Source organism: Rhizobium sp. PRIMUS64 (assembly GCF_023006465.1).
Classification (GTDB): domain Bacteria; phylum Pseudomonadota; class Alphaproteobacteria; order Rhizobiales; family Rhizobiaceae; genus Rhizobium; species Rhizobium leguminosarum.
Genome location: NZ_JALBGX010000019.1, coordinates 68,654 through 89,001, shown reverse-complemented (window position 1 = coordinate 89,001; position 20,348 = coordinate 68,654). Strand labels below are relative to the sequence as shown.

Here is a 20,348-nt window from a genome sequence, read left to right as displayed (position 1 = left end):
GGCCCCTGCCCGCGGCGGCAACGGTGACCGGTTCCACCAGCCCCTCCTCCGCCATCTTCGACAGCTGCTGCCGGGCGGCTTCGCCTGATATGCCGAGCGCATCGCCGATCGCGGCGGCAAGCTGCGGGCCGTCGGTCTTTATCAGGATCAGGATCCGGTTGGCTGGGGACTGGCGCATATTTTCCAAGTCAAGTCTTGTTTTAATCAAATCGGCATGCAATTTTCCAATTTATAACTTGGAAAATAATCCTTCGCCAGTAAAAATCTCGGGGTCCTCCCATGTCGAATATCGACCAGACTGCAGCCGTCCCGAATTCCAGCTCGGTCTTCCGCCTGTTCCTGCCCGAGCACCTGCCGGCAACGCTGATGCTGGCCGGCGGCGTGACGCTTTATGCTGTGGAGAGCTACATCATGGCGACGATCGCGCCTTCGATCGTGCGCGATATCGGCGGGCTCGCGCTGTTTTCCTGGGTTACCAGCCTGTTCGTCGCCGCCGCCGTGCTCGGCTCGATCTTCGTCGCCATGCGGCCGCGCGGCATCGGGCTTCGATCCGTCTATGTGATCGCGGCACTTGTCTTCGGCGTCGGCAGCCTGATTGCCGCAGCCGCACCGTCGATGCCGGTGGTGCTGATCGGACGCGCGGTGCAGGGTCTGGGAACTGGCGCGCTGGCAGCGCTCGGCTATGCCTTCATCCGCTTCGTCTATCCCGAGCCCCTATGGCCGAAGGCCTCGACGCTCTATGCGGCGATCTGGGGCGTGGCGACCGTCATCGGACCGACGCTCGGCGGCTTCTTTTCTTCGGGCCACACCTGGCGTTACGCTTTCATCGTGCTCGTGCCGCTCGGGCTGTTGATGGCATTCCTGGCGCCACGGCTTCTGCCCGAGGTCGAGGACGACCGCGAGCAGGAGAAGACCCCGGTTGCCCAGATCGGACTGCTGCTTGCGGCCGTGCTGATGGTGAGTGCGGCCGGCGCGATCGAGACAACAGGCGCGAAAGCGGCGCTGATTGCGGCCTCGGTCATCGCGGTGGCAACCATGCTTCTCATCGAGCGGAAGAGCCCGAACCGGCTCTTGCCGTCCGGCGCCGTCAGCCTTTCCCAGCCGATTTCCCGGGTCTACCTGGCGATGCTCGCCATGACCGTCGTCCTCGTCAGCGACGTCTTCATTCCCTATTTCCTGCAGACCCTGCATGGGGTGGCGCCACTCCTATCGGGATATCTCGTCGCACTCGTCGCACTCGGCTGGACGTTTGCGGCCTTCCTCAGTGGCTCTTGGACCGGCAGGCAGGCTTACCGGGCAATCGTCATTGGTGCCCTTATCGAGGCGGCGGCGACCGCTTCGCTCGCGATTTTCCTCGCGAGCGACAATCCGGAGGGGCATATGCCTTTCATCGTGCCGGCGGCGATCGGCATGTTCATGATGGGCTTCGGCATCGGTCTCGGCTGGGCGCATCTGGTCGCCATGGTCCTGAGGCTTGTTGCCGACAACGAGCAGGACAAGGCCTCTTCGGCGATCCCGACGATGAGTTCGCTCGGCGGCGCCTTCGGTGCGGCCTTCTCAGGCGTCATCGCCAATGGCGCCGGACTCGTCGATCCGGGCAGCGTTGCAGGCAGCATCTCGGCGGCCCACTGGCTCTATGTCGCGATGGCGCTGCCCGGCATCGTCGCGATTGTGGCGGCGATGACGCTGAGAGAGTCCGAAAACCACTCACACTTTTCGGACGACATCATGCTCTAAAGCGCCTCGCATCAAATTTGATACATGCAACACGCTTTAGCTCTTTGTTTTTATGCATGTCGTTGTCCCGGAACCGCTGCACACTTCCGGGCGACATGCATTAGGCGACGTTGCGCTCCGGTTCCGGCTCCTGCTGGACGGCCTGCTGCTTCACGCCGAGATAGAGGACGGAGCTGCGGCCGATGCCATAGGTATCGCAGACCTCGGGCGTCAGGAATTCGGTGACCGGAACTTGCTGCACCGCCAAACCGGCGCGCTGGATCACATCGATGAACCCGGACCTTGAGAAGAGGCGCACATGGTCGTCTTGGCCGAAATGCGCCCAGCGGCCTTCCGGCGTCGTCACTTCGGGATTTTCATAGTTGTCCTCGATCGACAGGCAGATCGGCGCCATCAGGATGGCGATGCTGTGCTCCTTGAGAACACGCCGGATTTCGGCGGTGGCACGCACCGGATCCTCGACATGTTCGAGCACATGGGAGCAAAGCACGAAGTCGAAGCTCTCGTCGGCGTAGGGCAGGTTGTGGATATCAGCTTTGTCGTCTGCCTCGGGCATATACATGTCGCAGCTGCGGTAGAAGATATGCGGGTGGCTCTTGAGCCAGAAGCTCAAGGCCCGTCCCGGCGCAATGTCCAGGAACCGGAAGGGGTGCGCCTGGTTGAGGCGCTGGAACACTGGCGTCAGGAACAGCGCGTAGAGCCTGTCGCGATCGGACGAATGACAATTGGGGCAGCTATAGGCCTGATGGTTGATCGTCTCGAATTCATCGACGCGATAGGGAAAGCCGTGCTCAACCGCCTTGTCGATGTAGTAGCGCGGAAGCGGTATGAAATGCGGAATTCTGCTGCGGCAGATGGGGCAGGCGTGGAATAGAGCCATTGCATTCCTCGTAGGGACCGTACAATGCGCAAGCAACACCACATCAAGATGCGCAGTTTCGGGGCCGGGTTTCGATCAGACGACTGTTCAACGACCCGGGGAGACTCACAAACGGCCAGGATCAGCTTCACCTTGCGCACAAATGCTGGTCCGAAGCTGACCTCAGACGGTGAGCATGACCTTGCCGACATGGCTGCCGTCTTCCAGCAGCCGGTGGGCTTCGATAACCTCTTCGAAGGCAAAGACCTTGTGGATGACGGGCGCAACGGTGCCGGCTTCCAGCAGCGGCCAGACCTCGGAGAGCAAGTCGTCGCGGATGGCGCGTTTTTCTTCTGCCGTGCGCGGCCGCATGGTGGAGCCGGTGACCGTCAGCCGCTTGACCATGATCGGCGAGAGATTGACCTTTTCGGCGATCGCGCCGCCGAGGAAGGCGATGATCGACAGGCAGCCGTCCTTGGCCAACGAGCCGATGTTGCGCTCGAAATAGGAGGCGCCGATCATGTCGAGGATGATATCGACGCCGTGGCCGGTCTCGGCCTTGATCACCTCGGCGAAATCCTCGGTCCTGTAGTTGATCGCGCGTTTGGCGCCGAGCCTCTCGCAGGCCTCGCATTTCTCCTTCGAACCCGCCGTCGCGTAGACTTCAGCGCCGAAGGCGCGGGCGAGCTGGATCGCCGTCGTGCCGATGCCGCTGGAGCCGCCATGGATCAGCACGGTTTCGCCTTCCGTCAGCCCAGCCATCTGGAAGAGATTGGCCCAGACGGTGAAGAAGGTCTCGGGCAAAGCGGCCGCCTTTACCGCGTCATAGCCCTTAGGGAACGGCAGGATCTGGCCTGCCGGCAGCAGGCAATATTCGGCATAGGCGCCACCATTGGCGAGCCCGCAGACCTTGTCGCCGACGCCATAGCCGCTGACGCCGGGGCCGACGGCAACGATTTCGCCTGATAGCTCCAGACCGAGGATCGGGCTCGCATCCTTGGGCGGGGGATAGCTGCCCTGGCGCTGGGCAATATCGGGGCGGTTGACGCCGATCGCCTCGGCGCGCACCAGAACCTGCCCGTCTTGCGGTACGGGAAGCGGTCGCTTGCCGATCGTCATCACCTCCGGCCCGCCGAAGGACGGCAGATCGACGAAACGCATTTCCTGAGGCAATGGCATGACCCGGCTCCTCCCTGGAGCAGTTCAGCTTTTGGTGGAAGTGCGCGGAACCGCTCTGGCTTTTTGTCTAAAACACAGGAAGTAAATCAGCCCCGCAGGCTTGGGAAGACTTGATGTGGCAGAGGCGTCAATTCGCCTCGCCCACTGCATAAGTGCTACAGCGTCCTTTGCGCATCTAAAATGACGCGCGGCGCTGTAGGAGATGGAAGACCAGGCCTCCCTCGCTGTCCTTGGCGGCCGACTTGATGATGGCGATTTCGGCGCTGACGCGGTTGATATCGTCGATGACGAGTCCTTCCGGCAGTTCGATGACGCCGATCGAGCAGCGCATCAGCGGGAACAAAGCTTCGGCGCCGGTGCGGTCGTGACCGAGGATGCGGCCGGCGGCGCGATCCTCGTCGGAATAGAGGTCCCGCACGTCGTCATGGAAATCGCTGATCAGCCGCTCGAGGATTTCCGTCAGCTCTTCCTTGGTCCAGCCGACGACGCCGATGAAGAAATCGTCGCCGCCGACATGGCCGAGGAAATGACGTTCGGCGAAGAAATAGCGGCGCATCAGCGCGGCAAACAGCGAGATCGCGTGGTCGCCGAGATGGAAGCCATAGGCATCGTTGAACGGCTTGAAATTGTCGAAGTCGCAATAGCAGAAGTGGCGAAGCGCATCGCCGTCGCGGCCGGACTGACGCATGAAATCGCGGATGGCACGATTGCCCGGCAGGCCGGTCAGCGGGTTCTGGTCCTGCGCGGTCTTCAGCTGTTTCTCGTTGATGACCTTGATCAGCGACGCGGCGGAGACGACACCGGCATAGCGCATATTGTCGGTCAGGATCAGGCAGTTGCTGCCTTCCATATTGGCGAAGATGGCCATCAGTTGCTCGGCGTCGCTGTCGAGGCCGACGATCGGCGCCATCTCGACGAAATGCGAGATGGAGCGCTCGTACATCTTGTTCTTCAGGAGATCGCGGCCGAAGGGCTGGTAGATATACTCCTTGAGGTGATGCTCGTGGATGATGCCGCGCGGCTCATCATTGGCGTTGAGGACGGGAAAGAAAGCCTGGCGCGGATTACGCCGGAAGAGTTCGAAGACGCTGTCGATGCTGTCATTCTCATAGACCGTCGGCAGCAGCTCGATCTGCTTGCGGATGAGGATTTCGTCGAGCGACTGGCTGCCCCGCTTGCTCTTGCCGAGCTCCTGCAGGTGCGGGTAGGACGGCGCCAGCTCTGATATATGCGTCGTCGGGCGGGAGATAAACCAGCCCTGGACGAGGTCGACGCCATATTCGCGGCAGGCGATGAATTCGGCCTCGGTCTCGATGCCTTCGGCGATGACGCGCGTGCCGAGCACATGGGCAATGTTGACGATGCTCCTCAAGAGATGGCGCTTGCGGGGGCTGCGGTCGATCTCGGCGACGAAATGGCGGTCGATCTTGAGATAATCGACGGCATAATCGCAGAGCAGCTTTATCTCGCCGTGGCCGACGCCGAAATCGTCGATCGCCAGTTTGAAACCGGCCTTGCGCAGCCTGGAAACGAGGCCGGAAAATTCCGGCACGCTGGTATTGTCGAAACGCTCGGAGAATTCGAAGCAAACGGAAGACGGCGGAATATTCGCCTTGCGCAGATGCTGCAGCAGGCTCTCGACTAGGTGTTCGCCATGCGGGATCAGCCGGACATCGAGATTGAGGAACAGCGTCGAGGTGGAGCAATTCGATAGCGTCGCGAATTTGGCGAGCGCGCGGCTGGCGACCATCTGTTCGAGCTGCAGCAGCTGGCCGGCCTGGTGAGCCTCGTCGAGGATTTCGAGGGGCGTATCATAGCCGATGCGTTCCTGGCCGCGCATCAGGGATTCGTAGCCGAAAACCGTGCCGGTGCCGGCCTCGACGATCGGCTGGAAGGCATTCTCGACCACGAGCTTGGCAAGGGTGACGATCTGATCGCTGGCGTAGCGGCGCAGGACATCCGGCGCGACGGTGGCAGCCAAGGACATGCTGGTCTTCATTGTGGGCCGATCTCCACTGTGACTTGTTCTTTTTCGTCCGGAACATGCCGCAGAAGGATCAATGAACTCTTTCGCCAGTGTGAAAGTTTTATGAAACGCGCAAGAGCATCCTGCGCGTTCCGCGTTCATTCAATTTTTCCAATGCAATCAAATGCTTGTTCAGGCGGAGCGACGGCGCTCCGCCTCATGATCGGCGAACATGTCGGCGACGCATCTGCCGCCGGATGGAGCGCCGTCGTCAAGAATATCGTCCCGGAACTCATTGAGCTTGCGGGCGGTATCCCAGAGGCGGAGCGCCTCGCGGACGACCTCACTGCTCGAGGCATAGCCGCCATTGTCGACGGCGGCGCGGATGCCCGCTGCCTGTTGCGGAGAGATGGAAACGGTGACCATCGGCATGAACTTCCTCCCTTTTCTGATCAGGCAGAACCCTGCCTCTGGGGGACGCATGACCATTTTCAGCATTCTCGGCGATCTCGCCGGTGCCTTGGTGCATTCGCACTCAGACCGTTCACTTGACTTAGGACCGGTCTGTAACCCGTTAAGTCTAATCCCCTGTCATAGTCTTGTCAAAAAAGAACGGTCAGCGGCATCAGTTTCGACTGCGGATGCCGAGGCTGAAGGCAATCATTGTCGAGCCCTGGACGATGAGATCGGCGGCGAGGAACAGGCCGAGGATCCACAGGCTGTTCACCGGCCAGCCGAGCGCGATGACGAAACCGGCAAGAGCGGTGATGACGCCACTTGCGACGATCCAACGCCAGCCCTTGGTGGGCTTCATGCGCATGCCGACCCAGGTGCGGAAGACGCCGGCGATGACCAGTGCGAGCGAGAGAAACAGCGTCAACGCCGCCGAGGTCAGGATCGGATTGACGAAAGCGCAGATGCCGGCAAGCACATAGAGCAGGCCGCTCAGTATCCAGAACAGCACATGATCCCAGCCGCGCACCTGGAAGGCATGGACGAGATAGATCACCCCGCCGAACAGCATCAGCATGCCGACATAATAGACCGAAACGACGGTGGCGAGCATCAGATTGCCGAGCGCGATCAGACCGCAGACGAGCAACAACACGCCGAGGCCGGCAAACCAGATCCATTTCGACTGTAGCGAAGATGTCGGCGTTCCCTCGAAGACATCGGTCATGATGCACCTCCTGAAATTCTGAATATGTTGCAGCAATTTGACAGGGAAAGATCCGCGCCCAGTCAAATCGCGAAAGATTTTTATTGATTGATCAGTCAATCAAAAATAACCTGCCGCTGATTTCAAGGAGTGGTTTGTTGCCGAAAGTCGGAATGGAGCCGGTGCGCCGCAAGGCGCTTGTTGATGCAGCGCTGCGGGTGATCGGCGATCACGGCTCGCTTACCGTCACCATGTCCGATATCGCCCGGCAGGCCGGCGTGTCGCCAGCCCTGGCGCATCATTATTTCGGCAGCAAGGAACAATTGCTGATCGAGACGATCCGCTCGCTTCTCCGACAACTGCGCAGCGATACGGTGGCGGCACTTAAGGCCGCCAGGACGCCGCGGGCGCGGCTTTCCGCCATCATCCGCGTCAGCTTCCACGCCGACCAGTTCGCGCCGGAGACGATTGCCGCCTGGCTTGCCTTTTACGCCGAAGCGCAGCGCTCGGAAGAGACGCGACGCTTCCTGGTGATCTATGCGCGGCGGCTGCGCTCCAATCTGCTGGCCGACCTCAAGGCGCTGTTGCCAGCTGACGCCGCAGAACGCATCGCCGAAGGCGCTGCGGCGATGATCGACGGGCTTTATATCAGGCAAAGTCTGAAATCCGCGCCGATCGGCATTGAAGCCTCGATCGCGCTGACGGAAGATTATCTGAATGCGCTTTTGGCCACCGCCTCCCCCTCTCCCCGGAGCGAGAAGGGACGACCACATCGAACCACCCAAGGACAAATGACATGAAAGCCCAGCCGAAAGCCTCACACTTCATCGACGGCGAATATGTCGAGGATACCGACGGCACCGTCATCGAGAGCCTCTATCCCGCGACCGGCGAGGTGATCGCCCGGCTGCATGCCGCAACGCCCGCGATCGTTGAACGGGCGATCGCGGCGGCCAAGCGCGCCCAGCCGGAATGGGCGGCGATGAGCCCGATGGCGCGCGGGCGCATCCTGAAGCGGGCAGCCGACATCATGCGCGAGAGAAACCGGGCGCTTTCCGAACTCGAGACGCTCGACACCGGCAAGCCGATCCAGGAGACTGTTGTCGCTGACCCGACCTCGGGTGCCGATGCCTTCGAATTCTTCGGCGGCATTGCGCCGGCCGGTCTCAACGGTTCGCAGATCCCGCTCGGCCAGGACTTTGCCTATACCAAGCGGGTGCCGCTCGGCGTCTGCGTCGGCATCGGCGCCTGGAACTATCCGCAGCAGATCGCCTGCTGGAAAGCTGCGCCGGCGCTTGTCTGCGGCAATGCCATGGTGTTCAAACCGTCCGAGAACACGCCGCTCGGGGCGCTGAAGATCGCCGAGATCCTGCATGAGGCAGGACTGCCGAAGGGCCTCTTCAATGTGATCCAGGGCGACCGCGACACCGGGCCGCTGCTCGTCAACCATCCCGATGTCGCCAAGGTATCGCTGACCGGATCGGTGCCGACCGGCCGCAGGGTGGCGGCGGCCGCCGCCGGCAACCTCAAGCATGTGACGATGGAACTCGGCGGCAAGTCGCCGCTTGTTGTCTTCGACGATGCCGATCTCGATTCGGCGGTCGGCGGCGCGATGCTCGGCAATTTCTATTCGACGGGGCAAGTCTGCTCGAACGGCACACGCGTCTTCGTGCAGAAGGCTGTTAAGGCCGAATTCCTGAAGCGGCTGAAGGTCCGCACCGAGGCGATGCTGATCGGCGATCCGATGGACGAGGCGACGCAGGTGGGCCCGATGGTTTCCTGGGCGCAGCGCGAGAAGGTGATCTCCTACATCGAGAAGGGCAAGGCCGAGGGCGCAACACTGATTGCCGGCGGCGGCATTCCGAACAACGTCTCCGGCGAGGGTTATTATGTGCAGCCGACGGTGTTTGCCGATGTCACCGACGACATGAGCATCGCCCGCGAGGAGATCTTCGGGCCGGTCATGTCGGTGCTCGATTTCGACGATGAGGACGAAGTGATCGCGCGGGCCAATGCCAGCGAATTCGGCCTTTCCGGCGGCGTCTTCACCGCCGACCTCACCCGCGCCCACCGCGTCGTCGACCGACTGGAGGCGGGCACGCTCTGGATCAACACCTACAATCTCTGCCCGGTGGAAATCCCCTTCGGCGGCTCGAAACAATCCGGCTTCGGCCGCGAGAATTCGCTGGCCGCGCTGGAGCATTATTCCGAGCTGAAGACGGTTTACGTGGGCATGGGGCCGGTGGTGGCGCCTTATTGAAGAATATCTGGTGCCCCTCACACTAACCCTCTCCCCGCTCGCGGGGAGAGGGGACGTGGCATACGGGGCGCTTAAGAATGCCGAAACGGTGCGGCATATCCCTTCTCCCCGCGAGCGGGGAGAAGGTGGCGGCAGCCGGATGAGGGGCAGGCTCTAGGAAAGACAAGACTATGCAAGCAGATTTCGTCATCATCGGCTCGGGCTCCGCCGGCTCCGCCCTCGCCTACCGTCTGTCGGAAGACGGCAAGAACAGTGTCCTCGTCATCGAGGCGGGCGGCAGCGATTTTGGGCCGTTCATCCAGATGCCGGCGGCGCTTGCCTGGCCGATGAGCATGAAGCGATATAACTGGGGTTATCTGTCCGAGCCGGAGGCGAACCTCAATAACCGGCGCATCACCGCGCCGCGCGGCAAGGTGATCGGCGGCTCCTCGTCGATCAACGGCATGGTCTATGTGCGCGGTCATGCCGAGGACTTCAACCGCTGGGAGGAGCTCGGCGCCAGCGGCTGGGCCTATGCCGACGTGCTCCCCTATTACAAGCGGATGGAGCATTCGCATGGCGGCGAAGAAGGCTGGCGCGGCACCAACGGGCCGCTGCATGTCCAGCGTGGCGGCTTCACCAATCCGCTGTTTCGCGCCTTCGTCGAGGCCGGCAAACAGGCGGGCTTCGAGACGACGGAGGATTATAACGGCAGCAAGCAGGAAGGCTTCGGGCTGATGGAACAGACCATCTTCGGCGGCCGCCGCTGGTCTGCCGCCAATGCCTATCTGAAGCCGGCGCTGAAGCGGCAAAATGTCGGGATCGTCTATGGCTTCGCCCGCAAGATCGTGATCGAGGACGGACGTGCCACAGGCGTCGAGATCGAACGCAACGGCAAAGTGGAGGTGGTGAAGGCGAACCGCGAAGTGATCGTCTCGGCCTCCTCCTTCAACTCGCCGAAGCTCTTGATGCTGTCGGGCATCGGTCCCGGCGAACATCTGCAGGACATGGGCATTACGGTGAAGGCCGACCGGCCGGGCGTCGGCGCCAATCTGCAGGACCATATGGAATTCTACTTCCAGCAGGTCAGCACCAAGCCGGTGTCGCTCTATTCCTGGCTGCCGTGGTTCTGGCAGGGCGTGGCCGGCGCACAATGGCTGCTCTCGCGCGGCGGGCTCGGCGCCTCCAACCAGTTCGAGGCCTGCGCCTTCCTGCGCTCGGCGCCGGGGCTGAAGCAGCCCGACATCCAATACCATTTCCTGCCGGTGGCGATCAGCTATGACGGCAAGGCGGCGGCGAAGAGCCACGGCTTCCAGGTTCATGTCGGCTACAACCTGTCGAAATCGCGCGGCAGCGTGACGCTGCGTTCGGCCGATCCCAAGGCCGATCCGGTGCTGCGCTTCAACTATATGAGCCATGCCGAGGATTGGGAGAAATTCCGCCACTGCGTGCGCCTCACCCGCGAGATCTTCGGCCAGAGCGCCTTCAACGACTATCGCGGACCGGAGATCCAGCCGGGCGAAGGCGTGCAGAGCGACGAGGAGATCGACGCCTTCCTGCGCGAACATCTGGAAAGCGCCTATCACCCTTGCGGCACCTGCCGGATGGGCGCCAAGGACGATCCGATGGCGGTGGTCGACCCGCAAACGCGGGTGATCGGCGTCGATGGCCTGCGTGTCGCCGACAGCTCGATCTTCCCGCACGTCACCTACGGCAACCTGAACGGACCGTCGATCATGACCGGAGAGAAGGCGGCCGACCATATCCTCGGCAAACAGCCGCTGGCGCGCTCGAACCAGGAACCCTGGGTCAACCCGCGCGCGGCGGTGGGCGACAGATAGTCAGTGGTAGTCTTCTTCGCGGTGGTGACGGACGGCGAGGACAATGACGCTCGTTTCGCTCATCACTTTGAAAAGAATGACATATCCGGCAGAACCGAATGGTACGACGAGCTCGCGCAGCAAGGGATCATCCGCAGAGGCGCGTCTGGCCATTAGCGGGAAATCCTGAAGTATCATCAGAGCTTTTTGGATGGCGTTGATGGCACGTTCCGCCAAATCCGGATCACGTTCGATCAGAAAATCGGCGAGCCGATCCAGATCTCCATAGAAGGTCTGGGTATACTTTAGCTCGAAGGTCACTTCTGCTGCGCTGCTTTACGGGCTTTCGCCTTTTCAAGCTTTTTGCGCATCAACTCCTGAATGTCGTCCGTTGTATAAAACACACCGGTCCGCTCTGCGTCCGCCAAGCCGGCCAGACCCCGCGCGATGAACTCCGCTTGGGTCTTTCTGTAATCGATCTGGCGGCGAAGAGAGTCCTCTATCAGCGACGACAAGCTCTCGCCCTCTTTGAGAACGCTTTCGGCGGCAGCGCGCAATTCAGGATCCACGCGAAGGGACGGGAGAGATGCCGTTTTCATGACGTTCCTCATGCGTTGCAATTGCAATGCAATATGATGGATCATCGTGTTATGTTCAACTCCCCTCCACCTGACGCAATTCATATGCGCCGCGGTTGAGAAAATCGGGAGCGATCCCATCAGAGAAATCCGATCCAGCGTCCCGCCACAAGTGCGGCGATCCATGTCGCCGCCGACAGAGCCGCCGAAACTCTTATGGCAGGGCGAAGAATGCCGACAGTGGTTGCCGTTCGCCAACCCTGTCCCGCGTGCACCACCAGCACGTTGAGTAATCCGAAGGCAATCAGCCCTAGCTTGGCGAGGAAGGCGGGATTGGCGGCATATTCGACCGCCCGGACGCTGAAGAGACAGAAGCCGGTTAGAATAGCCGCGGCAAGGCCGACGCCGGCGGAGCGGGAGAGAAACGGGGCAACGACTTCAACAGGCAGCTTGCGGAAAAAGCCGACGAGCTTGAGATCAAGCGGCAGGATGGCGCCGATGAGAAGACCGATCGCCAGGATATGGGCTGCGTTGACGAACATGTAGAGTGTTCCGGAGCGCCGGAGCGCGGCCGCAGGCATGGTGGCTGACAGCCATTCGAGAATGTCGATCACAGCTCAGTTCGCCCAGAGGTCAGTTCGTCTTGATGCGGTCGGGATAGATATCGTAGCGCTTGTCGCCGATGGTGAGGCGCACCGCCTTCATCCGCTTCTCCTTTGGATCCTGCGAACGGTTTCCAAGGGCCACCACCTGGTCGCCGGGCTTGGCGACACCTTCGACGAAGCCGGAGCGTTCCGTCTGGCGCGGATTGCCGAGCTCGACGAGCCAGACGCCGTCATTGGCGGTCGCGACGTTAAGGGTCGGATGCGGCCCGCCCATGGAGATTTTCTCGATGGTGCCGCGAAGCTCGATCTGGTCCGCCTCTGCCCAGGACCAGCCGTGATGGGCCATTGCGCCGGTGGCGAAAGCCACAGAAAGCATGGCCGCAACCACTAGAGTATTTCCGTTTTTCTTCGCGCCACGGAAATGCTCTACCTCTTTGTTTTCACGCAATTCCGGACGCAAAACCGCTGTGCACTTTTGCTGGAATTGCTCTAGCCGCTGTGCTGAAATTATAGACATCATGTCCTCCCTACCCGTATTGACGGGCAGGTGGAGCATTTGAGCCGGAAGAAAAGGGATTTCACCAAATCTTGAAGAAAGATGCGGGCGTCAGTTCACCCTGATGCTCAGGCCAGCAGACGGGTGACTTCGGCGCTGTGCGTTGGGGCGACGGCATCGGCGATGGTCGTCGAGAACAGCACCTTGCGGGTGGCGTCCGCCACCTTGGCGAAGACGTGGCGGATCTGGCAGTTCTGTTCGCCGTCGCAATCGTCGCACCGGCGGTAGGCGGTGATCGAGAGGCATGGAAGCGGGGCGATCGGGCCGTCGATGATGCGCAGGATCTCGCCGAAGGTGATGGTGTGGGCGGGCTTGAGGAGGAGATAACCGCCCTGCTTGCCGCGGCGGCTGGCGACGACGCCGTGATGTTTCAGGTCGAGCAGGATCTGTTCGAGGAACTTCTTCGGGATCTTCTGCTGCGCCGCGATATCGGAAATCATCACCGGTTCGTCGGCATCGGCATCAGCCAAGACCGTGAGCGCCCGCAGCGCATATTTCGCCTTTTGCGTAATCATTTTTGACCATCGACACACACAGGCAGTGCGAATTTCCGCACTGCTACGGAAGTACTTTCACCTCTATGGCACAACCAGCATGAACGGAATTTGAACGCGCCGGAGAAAGCCTTGAGAGACAAGCGTTTTGGCCTTGTTTTTTGCTCTCGGCCAAGCTCTCTTAATCTATGCCAAAACTGCGCCTTCTGCACCATTTTCGGCATCACTTCAGATTTCGGATTGACAGGCTGCGTGTAACTCTACTATTTCTATAGACATTCGAGCTGCCGATGTGGATTTTCATCCGCAGGCGGCTGCTTTTCTGCATCGCGGCAGCTTCGGAGAGATATTTGCTCTTCCGGCCGCAGCTTTCGAAATCCCTTTTTCTGTCCGATCCCTGTGTGAACTGCGATACTCCGGTCAACAAAGGACAGGATTCTCATGACTGCTATCAATCCGATTGCGGAAGCCAAGGCGCTGAATGACAGACTGGCAGGCCTCGACCTTGCCGGACGCCTGTCGCTGGTCTCAGGCCTCGGCGGTCGCGTGGTGTTCACAACGTCACTCGGCATCGAGGACCAGGTGATCACCGCCGAGATCGGCACGCACCGCCTGCCGATCGATGTCGCCACGCTGCAGACCGGCCGGCTGTTTGCCGAAACGCTGGCACTGATCGAAGAGACCGAAAGCCAGTACGACATCCGCATTCATCGTTACGAGCCCGAGAAGGCCGATATCGACGCCTATGCGGCACAATACGGCCTCAACGGTTTCTACGAGAGCGTCGAGGCCCGGCATGCCTGTTGCGGCGTGCGCAAGCTGAAGCCGCTTGCACGGGCGCTCGAAGGTGCTGCGATCTGGATCACCGGCCTGCGTCGCGGCCAATCGGCCAATCGCGCCGAAACGCCCTTTGCCGAGTATGACGCCGAACGGCACCTGCTGAAGGTCAATCCGCTCGCCGACTGGGACCTGGAGGCGATCAAGGCCTTCGTTTCCGCAAATGGCGTGCCGGTCAATCCGCTGCATCAGCGTGGTTATCCTTCGATCGGTTGCGAGCCCTGCACCCGGGCGATCAAGCCCGGTGAGCCGGAACGCGCCGGCCGCTGGTGGTGGGAGCAGGACGAAACGCGCGAATGCGGCCTGCACGTCGCCGAAGAGGCCGCAGCGATCGCCGCACAGTAAATCACCCCACGGCTTTCCCAATCGGGGCGCGGCGACCGCCGCAGCCTTGGGAAAGTCAACATCAAGGAATTGTTTTGCGGCGAGCCGTAAACGACCGATAGCCTGGAGTAAAACATGCCCGATAGCCGTCCGGATACGGAACTCAGCAATCCGCAGAGCGCCAAGGCGCCGCTCGACCCGCATCTGAAAGCGCTGGAAAACGAATCCATTCACATCTTCCGCGAGGTTGCGGCCGAATTCGAGCGTCCCGTCATGCTCTATTCGATCGGCAAGGACTCCTCGGTGTTGCTGCATCTGGCGCGCAAGGCCTTCTATCCCGGCCGCGTGCCCTTCCCGCTGCTGCATGTGAATACCGGCTGGAAGTTTTCCGAGATGATCGCCTTCCGCGACGAGACCGCGAAGAAGTATGATCTCGATCTGATCGAGCACATCAATCCGCGCGGCAAGGCCGAAAACATTACGCCGTTTACGCATGGATCGGCTGCTTTCACCGACATCATGAAGACCGAAGGCCTCCGTCAAGCGCTCGATGCCGGCCAGTTCGATGCCGCTTTCGGCGGCGCGCGGCGCGACGAGGAAGCCAGCCGCGCCAAGGAGCGCATCTATTCCTTCCGCACGCCGGATCATCGCTGGGATCCGCGCAACCAGCGGCCCGAACTCTGGAACATCTACAACGGCATGATCCGCAAGGGCGAGAGCGTGCGCGCCTTCCCGCTGTCGAACTGGACTGAGGTCGACATCTGGCGCTACATCCAGGCCGAGGACATTCCGCTGGTGCCGCTTTACTACGCCAAGAAGCGGCCCTTCGTGGAGCGCGACGGCATGATGATCCTGGCCGAAGATCCGCGCCTGGAACTGCTGCCCGGTGAAGTCCGCCAGGAAGGCATGATCCGTTTCCGCACCCTCGGCGACTTCCCGCTGACCGGCGCCATCCGCTCACAGGCCACCACCCTCGAAGAGGTGATTGCCGAACTCGAAATTGCAACGGTGTCCGAACGCCAGGGCCGCGCCATCGATCGCGACCAGTCCGGCTCCATGGAAAAGAAGAAGCGTGAAGGATATTTCTGAGATGACCGCAGCCCAAACCGCCGTCTCGGCCGCCACCGTCGTCAGCCTGCCCGCCGCCGAGCAGCAGAAAGCTCTGCGCGATTCGCGCCCGCTGCGCCTGATTACCTGCGGCAGCGTCGATGACGGCAAGTCGACCTTGATCGGCCGCCTGCTCTGGGACACCAAGGCCGTCAAGGAAGACCAGGCCGCCACCCTGCAGCGCGATTCCACCGGCAAGCAGAACGATCTCGGCCTGCCCGACTTCGCATTGCTGCTCGACGGCCTGCAGGCCGAGCGCGAACAGGGCATCACCATCGATGTCGCCTATCGCTATTTCTCGACCGACAAGCGCTCCTTCATCGTCGCCGACACGCCCGGCCACGAGCAATATACCCGCAACATGGCAACCGGCGCCTCGACCGCCGATCTCGCCATCCTGCTGGTCGATGCGCGCTTCGGCATTCTTGAGCAGACGCGCCGTCACGCAACGATCGCCTCCCTGCTCGGGATCAAGCAGTTCGTGCTTGCCGTCAACAAGATCGACCTGACGGGCTATGATCGCGCCGGCTTCGACAAGATCAGCCATGACTTCCGGGAATTTGCCCTGTCGCTCGGCGTCAAGCAGATCACCGCCATTCCAATGTCGGCGCTGAAGGGCGAAAACGTCGTCTATTCCGGCCAGGCCGCCATGCCCTGGTACAGCGGCCCAACGCTGGTGGAGACACTGGAGCTTGCCACCGTGCGCTCGTCGCAGACGGTCGGCTTCCGCCTGTCCGTCCAGCGCGTCTCGCGTCCCGGCGAAAGCTTCCGCGGTTATCAGGGCACGGTTGCCGGCGGCTCGGTCAAGCCGGGCGACAGCGTCATGATCCTGCCGTCCGGCATGGTCGCCAATGTCTCCAAGATCGTCACCTTCGATCTCGTCCGCAATGCCGCCGTTGCCGGCGACGCGATCACGCTGGTGCTCGACCGCCAGGTCGACGTGGCGCGCGGCGACATGATCGTCTCGATCGACGCCCAGCCGCAGGTCGGCCTTGCCTTCGACGCGCAGATCGTCGCGCTGCAGCCTGAGGGTATCGAGCCCGGTAAGCGCTACTGGCTGAAGAGCGGCAGCCGCCGCCAGCGCGTGCAGGTGCAGCCGCTCAGCCAGCTGGAGCTGAAGACCGGCGCCTGGAACGCCGCCCAGCGGCTCTACATGAATGCGATCGGCAAAGTCCGGCTCGTCTTCGACGAAGCGGCGATCTTCGACCCCTATGAGCAGAACCGGCTTTCCGGCTCCTTCATCCTGATCGATCCGGAGACCAACAACACGGTTGCCGGCGGCATGGTCACCGGCAAACGCACGGAACTCGGCGGCCTGCACAATGGCGAAGCCCGCGTCATCCTCTCGCTTCCGGCCGATCTTGCCGAGCAGATCATGGCAAGCGAACTCTTCGCTAGCCGCAGCCATGAGGCCGAGGTGCGGCGCATGACGGCAGCCGAAGCGGCCGACCTCTGGTCGAGCGCTGCAAGCGATATCTAAGGGATAAGGGGCCAGCAAGTCTGGCCCCTCATCGAGACCGAATCCGCTGGCTGCAGGGCCGGCGGATTCCCTGTCGAGCGGCAAAGAACCGATCAGAACCTGAGACTTTGCGATAGGGGCTCTCCACTACGCGGCCCCACGCTGCTTGAACGCAAAATCGGCAGGTCCCCCCGCTCAATTTTCTGTGTCCGCCTCTACGGCCGCTAAAAAAATCAGAGTTTGCAGAAAACGGACTTTTTCAATTCACGATTCGCTGTTTAACGCTTGCCCGCAGGCCAATGTGGGGCCATTCTTAGATCGGATCCTGGCGGTGCGGTAAGACGAGAGGTCAGGCCTTGCAACGCTCAATCTCGACCTCGAAGCACGTGGCGCCTTTTCTCGACTGATCCCCGAGCGAGGAGGTTGTCCATGTCCACGCACTTTGTCGACCATCCGCTACAACCGGGCGACCGGGTCCCGAACGTTGTGTTTGATGCGATCTCGCGCGAGGGGAAGATCGCTCTTGATGATTTTCGCGGCCGCAGCCCATTGTTGATCGGTTTGTTTCGAGGCCTGCATTGTCCGTTCTGCCGGCGCCATGTCGCGGCCATGGCATATCTCAACCCGATGCTGCGTGAGAAAGGCGTCCAATCCCTGGCGGTGGTCAACACCCCGGTCGAACGCGCGCGGCTCTATTTCCGTTACCATCCGATACCCGATCTTCTTGCTGCTTCCGACCCGGTACGGGCTTCGCACCAAGCCTTCGGCTTACGCGAGGTCGGGATCGACACGGTCATGGCGATACGGATCGATCTTCCGGGCGAGTTGCCCGAGCCGATGGGCGTGATGGCAATGGACGAGTTCATCAACGAGAAGGAAGGATATCAGATTACGGAAGCCGATCAGCAGATGATGACTGCCGACCACGGGCAGCTTGTCGGTCAGTTCCTAATCGACCGGGAGGGCATCGTACGCTGGAGCTTCACTGAAGTTCTGGAGGCTGGGCTCCAGACATTCAAGGCACCGAATTCCGAGGAATTGATGTCGGTAGCTTCCCAAGTCGTGCATTAACAACGAAAAACTCGATCGACGACCCGCCGCCCGGGTGGTGCTATGCATCGTTCGAGATGCTCATCGATTCGCTGTTTACCGCTTGCTCGCTAGTGATCGCCCTCCGCCCTTGGCTAGAGATCGCCAGTGGAATTTGAAATCCAGCTTGCCGCAAAGAACCGATCAGAACCTGAGACCGTGCGATCAGGGCTCCGCATCCGCTCCGCGCCGAAGCGGTCAGATGGCGTTCCTCTAGACTTCGGCATTTCCGCGATCTACATTTGAGCTTCTGTGAGCCTGAAATTATATCAGCTCTCAGTCCCTTCGCATCGCCCACCCCAACCATTTGCGGTTCGGGCCTGCGCTTCACCCCCCATTCAACGTAATTTCACCGTGCAAGCGGGAGGAGTTTCCATGGCCAATGCCCAATGCGCCTGCGGCGCTCTGAGACTGATGCTCAGCGAGCCGCCACAATTGACTGCGCTATGCCACTGTTTGGCTTGCCAGCGCAGAACGGGTGCGCCGTTCAGCGCAAATGCTTTCTACTCGATGGGCTGTGTCGAAATATCTGGAACGTCTACAGAATTCATTCGTACCGCCGAGAGCGGCCGCAAGGTCCGAATGCATTTTTGCCCAATGTGCGGCTCGACCGTCTATTGGAAGGCCGATGCTGCGCCGTCCTGGATCGGGGTGGCAGTCGGTTCCCTTTCCGACCCGACCTTCGCGCCACCCGCCATGTCAGTCTACGAACAATCGAAACATCATTGGGTGCAGCTTGACGAAGCGGTAGAGCACTTTCAGAGCCATCCAATCCGCCAATTGGAATGAATCGACGCGGGCTTTCGGCCTCAAGCGGACTTTGGATCATCGGCAGCGCAAGCGCTTTCGCTGCCTGCTAGACAACCCTTTCGCGCAGACCATTGATCGCTGACAACACCGTTGCCTCCGGACCGAGCCGTCTCGGCAGATAGTCGCGCAAAACTCAGAGTGATCGTTCGAAAAGAAGCTCATTCCCCCTTTCGCCGACATGCTCCCAACCAGCCGCTCGATAAAATCTCTCGGCTCGGGTGTTTGGATCGGTGGTGAGCCACGCGCGTTCGATGCCGGCAGATTTGAGGCAGGCGCAGGCTTCGGCCAGCAGAATCGAGCCAATCCCTTTTCTTTCAAATCCGGGAGCGATAAAGAGCGCCCAAATGTTTCCGTTGCGTGGGTCAGCCGCGGAAAAGCCGACCACATCGCCCTTCTCTTCCCAAACGGCCACTCCCGGATTTCTTACATACCATTCATAATCATGATCGGTGACCTTGGAGGGGTCAGCCAATACGTTTTCGACGACTGAAGAACGGACAACTTTGAGCGCCATGAGGTCACTCGCAACCGCTTTTCGGAGCATGCAACGATCTCTCGATAGCTTGTGAAAGGCTTGCAGAATGCCTCTTTGTGGCGATCAGTTCAATGACTGCCTCTGCCGCTTTACGGCCCTAGCCAACTGAGCGGACTACTATTTCCCGAGAGCGTTTTTCAGCGCATCGACGACGACGCGAACGGAGGGGATGTCCTTGATGTCCGAATGGACAACCAGCCAGACCTCTCTTGTCAAAGCATATTCGTTCTCAATGCGCTGGAGACCGCTGGACTCCGGGACAGCGAAATCGGGGAGCATGACGACACCTGCGCCAAGGCTTGCGGTTGCGGCCTGAAACTCCAGAACGGATGACCTCACAGCGATCGGCCGGCCGGCGGCCAATTCGATCAACCGCAACTGTTGCGGCGAGGCGTTCATGGTTTCGTCGTAACCGATGAAGGTCCAGTCCGGCGGTGGAACCGTTTCGAGATAGGTCTTGGATGCGTAGAGATGGAAGCTTGTCTCGCCGAGCTTGACGATGGCGTAATCGCCGTCCTCGGGACGCGACATTCGCACCGCAATATCCGCCTCTCGTCTGTTCAGGGACGCGAGGCGCTTTTCTCCGACAAGCGTGATCTGAACACCGGGATGGTCTCGCCTGACGGCCGCGATCGGCTTTGCCAGGAGCACGCTTGAGAGAGCGGGAGGCGCGCTGATCCTCACATGGCCACGCAATTCCGTGGCGCTGCTGCGACCAAGCTGCTCGATTGCCGCAGTTTGCGCCGCGACAAGAGCTGCGTGCCTGGCAACCTGCTCTCCGTCCGCGGTTAACATGATGCGCCGTCCGCGGCGGTCTATGAGTTTACGCCCCAGGCTGGCTTCAAGCGACGAAACGCGCCGACTGATCGTGGCGTGTTCGACGCCGAGCTGCTTTGCGGCACCAAGCAATGTTCCGGACTGCGCGAGTGCCAGGAAATGCCGAAGGTCGTCCCAGTCGATATTTGTGAATTCTCTCCCAATCATTGTGAAGCAAT

At 60.9% G+C, this 20,348-nt stretch carries 21 protein-coding genes and 1 pseudogene; 9 read left to right on the top strand and 13 right to left on the bottom strand.

Annotated features, from left to right (window positions below; translation table 11 throughout):
- Positions 1–187: pseudogene (locus MOV76_RS11090) on the bottom strand (MarR family transcriptional regulator); the annotation flags it as partial.
- A gap of 92 nt (positions 188–279) precedes the next feature.
- On the opposite strand from MOV76_RS11090, the gene MOV76_RS11085 reads away from it, so the two are divergent.
- On the top strand, positions 280–1,737 hold the full coding sequence (locus MOV76_RS11085; RefSeq protein ID WP_247264511.1) for an MFS transporter: 1,458 nt from the start codon (positions 280–282) through the stop codon (positions 1,735–1,737).
- Between the two features lie 100 nt (positions 1,738–1,837).
- Here the strand turns inward: MOV76_RS11085 and MOV76_RS11080 are convergent, their stop codons facing one another.
- The 5 genes from MOV76_RS11080 to MOV76_RS11060 form a co-directional block, all read right to left on the bottom strand.
- A complete protein-coding gene (locus MOV76_RS11080) occupies positions 1,838–2,617 on the bottom strand; it encodes a class I SAM-dependent methyltransferase (RefSeq protein ID WP_018241160.1) in 780 nt (259 codons plus the stop codon).
- 162 nt (positions 2,618–2,779) lie between these two features.
- On the bottom strand, positions 2,780–3,775 hold the full coding sequence (locus MOV76_RS11075; RefSeq protein ID WP_047619548.1) for an NAD(P)H-quinone oxidoreductase: 996 nt from the start codon (positions 3,773–3,775) through the stop codon (positions 2,780–2,782).
- A 175-nt stretch (positions 3,776–3,950) separates the two neighbouring features.
- Positions 3,951–5,774, bottom strand: coding sequence for a bifunctional diguanylate cyclase/phosphodiesterase (locus tag MOV76_RS11070; protein WP_245498921.1), 1,824 nt, complete (start codon positions 5,772–5,774; stop codon positions 3,951–3,953).
- A gap of 159 nt (positions 5,775–5,933) precedes the next feature.
- Positions 5,934–6,173 carry a type II toxin-antitoxin system ParD family antitoxin gene (locus MOV76_RS11065; RefSeq protein WP_018241158.1) on the bottom strand — a complete coding sequence of 80 codons (240 nt, stop codon included), beginning with the start codon at positions 6,171–6,173 and terminating at the stop codon, positions 5,934–5,936.
- Between the two features lie 193 nt (positions 6,174–6,366).
- Entirely contained in the window at positions 6,367–6,921 is a 555-nt protein-coding gene (locus MOV76_RS11060) for an HdeD family acid-resistance protein (RefSeq protein ID WP_018449469.1), read from the bottom strand.
- Positions 6,922–7,073: 152 nt separating this feature from the next.
- Here MOV76_RS11060 and betI point away from each other — a divergent pair, with 152 nt between their 5' ends.
- From betI to betA, 3 genes are all read left to right on the top strand, one after another.
- On the top strand, positions 7,074–7,700 hold the full coding sequence (gene betI, locus MOV76_RS11055; protein ID WP_130718806.1) for a transcriptional regulator BetI: 627 nt from the start codon (positions 7,074–7,076) through the stop codon (positions 7,698–7,700).
- Positions 7,697–9,160: a betaine-aldehyde dehydrogenase gene (gene betB, locus MOV76_RS11050; RefSeq protein WP_018241156.1), complete on the top strand. Its 1,464-nt coding sequence runs from the start codon at positions 7,697–7,699 to the stop codon at positions 9,158–9,160. The genes betI and betB overlap by 4 nt, the downstream gene beginning before the upstream one ends.
- 170 nt (positions 9,161–9,330) lie before the next feature.
- Positions 9,331–10,980, top strand: coding sequence for a choline dehydrogenase (betA, locus tag MOV76_RS11045; RefSeq protein ID WP_130715972.1), 1,650 nt, complete (start codon positions 9,331–9,333; stop codon positions 10,978–10,980).
- Here the strand turns inward: betA and MOV76_RS11040 are convergent, their stop codons facing one another.
- The 5 genes from MOV76_RS11040 to MOV76_RS11020 form a co-directional block, all read right to left on the bottom strand.
- Positions 10,981–11,280: a type II toxin-antitoxin system RelE/ParE family toxin gene (locus MOV76_RS11040; protein ID WP_130715971.1), complete on the bottom strand. Its 300-nt coding sequence runs from the start codon at positions 11,278–11,280 to the stop codon at positions 10,981–10,983.
- Positions 11,277–11,558 carry a YlcI/YnfO family protein gene (locus MOV76_RS11035; RefSeq protein ID WP_003546405.1) on the bottom strand — a complete coding sequence of 94 codons (282 nt, stop codon included), beginning with the start codon at positions 11,556–11,558 and terminating at the stop codon, positions 11,277–11,279. Before MOV76_RS11035 ends, MOV76_RS11040 begins: the two co-directional genes overlap by 4 nt.
- A gap of 119 nt (positions 11,559–11,677) precedes the next feature.
- Positions 11,678–12,151, bottom strand: a complete 474-nt coding sequence (locus MOV76_RS11030) for a DUF6644 family protein (RefSeq protein ID WP_130715970.1) — start codon at positions 12,149–12,151, stop codon at positions 11,678–11,680.
- 19 nt (positions 12,152–12,170) lie between these two features.
- Positions 12,171–12,518, bottom strand: a complete 348-nt coding sequence (locus tag MOV76_RS11025) for a DUF6152 family protein (RefSeq protein ID WP_130715969.1) — start codon at positions 12,516–12,518, stop codon at positions 12,171–12,173.
- A gap of 248 nt (positions 12,519–12,766) precedes the next feature.
- Positions 12,767–13,213 carry an Rrf2 family transcriptional regulator gene (locus tag MOV76_RS11020; protein WP_027685528.1) on the bottom strand — a complete coding sequence of 149 codons (447 nt, stop codon included), beginning with the start codon at positions 13,211–13,213 and terminating at the stop codon, positions 12,767–12,769.
- Between the two features lie 420 nt (positions 13,214–13,633).
- On the opposite strand from MOV76_RS11020, the gene MOV76_RS11015 reads away from it, so the two are divergent.
- The 5 genes from MOV76_RS11015 to MOV76_RS10995 all read left to right on the top strand — a co-directional run bounded on the left by MOV76_RS11015 (position 13,634) and on the right by MOV76_RS10995 (position 18,797).
- Positions 13,634–14,374 (top strand): phosphoadenylyl-sulfate reductase, encoded by a 741-nt coding sequence (locus tag MOV76_RS11015; RefSeq protein ID WP_130715968.1) that lies wholly within the window; start codon positions 13,634–13,636, stop codon positions 14,372–14,374.
- Between the two features lie 114 nt (positions 14,375–14,488).
- Positions 14,489–15,442: a sulfate adenylyltransferase subunit CysD gene (cysD, locus tag MOV76_RS11010; RefSeq protein ID WP_003546395.1), complete on the top strand. Its 954-nt coding sequence runs from the start codon at positions 14,489–14,491 to the stop codon at positions 15,440–15,442.
- Position 15,443: 1 nt separating this feature from the next.
- Positions 15,444–16,940: a sulfate adenylyltransferase subunit CysN gene (gene cysN / locus MOV76_RS11005; protein WP_130759470.1), complete on the top strand. Its 1,497-nt coding sequence runs from the start codon at positions 15,444–15,446 to the stop codon at positions 16,938–16,940.
- A gap of 408 nt (positions 16,941–17,348) precedes the next feature.
- The gene (locus MOV76_RS11000; protein WP_018241147.1) at positions 17,349–17,990 is read left to right on the top strand and encodes a peroxiredoxin-like family protein; all 642 of its coding nucleotides are present in this window, start codon (positions 17,349–17,351) and stop codon (positions 17,988–17,990) included.
- A gap of 393 nt (positions 17,991–18,383) precedes the next feature.
- A complete protein-coding gene (locus MOV76_RS10995) occupies positions 18,384–18,797 on the top strand; it encodes a GFA family protein (protein WP_165420877.1) in 414 nt (137 codons plus the stop codon).
- A 154-nt stretch (positions 18,798–18,951) separates the two neighbouring features.
- Here MOV76_RS10995 and MOV76_RS10990 read toward each other — a convergent pair whose 3' ends face one another.
- Together MOV76_RS10990 and MOV76_RS10985 are read right to left on the bottom strand one after the other, a co-directional pair.
- Entirely contained in the window at positions 18,952–19,332 is a 381-nt protein-coding gene (locus MOV76_RS10990) for an N-acetyltransferase (RefSeq protein ID WP_245278918.1), read from the bottom strand.
- A gap of 138 nt (positions 19,333–19,470) precedes the next feature.
- A complete protein-coding gene (locus MOV76_RS10985) occupies positions 19,471–20,337 on the bottom strand; it encodes a LysR family transcriptional regulator (protein WP_197728767.1) in 867 nt (288 codons plus the stop codon).
- Positions 20,338–20,348 lie beyond the last annotated feature (11 nt).

Coding starts and splice junctions, on each gene's coding strand:
- MOV76_RS11075 (WP_047619548.1), bottom strand. CDS start 3,775: ATGCCATTGCCTCAGGAAATGCGTTTCGTCGATCTGCCGTCCTTCGGC.
- MOV76_RS11035 (WP_003546405.1), bottom strand. CDS start 11,558: ATGAAAACGGCATCTCTCCCGTCCCTTCGCGTGGATCCTGAATTGCGC.
- cysN (WP_130759470.1), top strand. CDS start 15,444: ATGACCGCAGCCCAAACCGCCGTCTCGGCCGCCACCGTCGTCAGCCTG.
- MOV76_RS10990 (WP_245278918.1), bottom strand. CDS start 19,332: ATGGCGCTCAAAGTTGTCCGTTCTTCAGTCGTCGAAAACGTATTGGCT.
- betI (WP_130718806.1), top strand. CDS start 7,074: ATGGAGCCGGTGCGCCGCAAGGCGCTTGTTGATGCAGCGCTGCGGGTG.
- MOV76_RS10985 (WP_197728767.1), bottom strand. CDS start 20,337: ATGATTGGGAGAGAATTCACAAATATCGACTGGGACGACCTTCGGCAT.
- MOV76_RS11085 (WP_247264511.1), top strand. CDS start 280: ATGTCGAATATCGACCAGACTGCAGCCGTCCCGAATTCCAGCTCGGTC.
- MOV76_RS11025 (WP_130715969.1), bottom strand. CDS start 12,518: ATGCTTTCTGTGGCTTTCGCCACCGGCGCAATGGCCCATCACGGCTGG.
- cysD (WP_003546395.1), top strand. CDS start 14,489: ATGCCCGATAGCCGTCCGGATACGGAACTCAGCAATCCGCAGAGCGCC.
- MOV76_RS11060 (WP_018449469.1), bottom strand. CDS start 6,921: ATGACCGATGTCTTCGAGGGAACGCCGACATCTTCGCTACAGTCGAAA.
- betB (WP_018241156.1), top strand. CDS start 7,697: ATGAAAGCCCAGCCGAAAGCCTCACACTTCATCGACGGCGAATATGTC.
- MOV76_RS11065 (WP_018241158.1), bottom strand. CDS start 6,173: ATGCCGATGGTCACCGTTTCCATCTCTCCGCAACAGGCAGCGGGCATC.
- MOV76_RS11020 (WP_027685528.1), bottom strand. CDS start 13,213: ATGATTACGCAAAAGGCGAAATATGCGCTGCGGGCGCTCACGGTCTTG.
- MOV76_RS11080 (WP_018241160.1), bottom strand. CDS start 2,617: ATGGCTCTATTCCACGCCTGCCCCATCTGCCGCAGCAGAATTCCGCAT.
- MOV76_RS11070 (WP_245498921.1), bottom strand. CDS start 5,774: ATGAAGACCAGCATGTCCTTGGCTGCCACCGTCGCGCCGGATGTCCTG.
- MOV76_RS10995 (WP_165420877.1), top strand. CDS start 18,384: ATGGCCAATGCCCAATGCGCCTGCGGCGCTCTGAGACTGATGCTCAGC.
- betA (WP_130715972.1), top strand. CDS start 9,331: ATGCAAGCAGATTTCGTCATCATCGGCTCGGGCTCCGCCGGCTCCGCC.
- MOV76_RS11015 (WP_130715968.1), top strand. CDS start 13,634: ATGACTGCTATCAATCCGATTGCGGAAGCCAAGGCGCTGAATGACAGA.
- MOV76_RS11000 (WP_018241147.1), top strand. CDS start 17,349: ATGTCCACGCACTTTGTCGACCATCCGCTACAACCGGGCGACCGGGTC.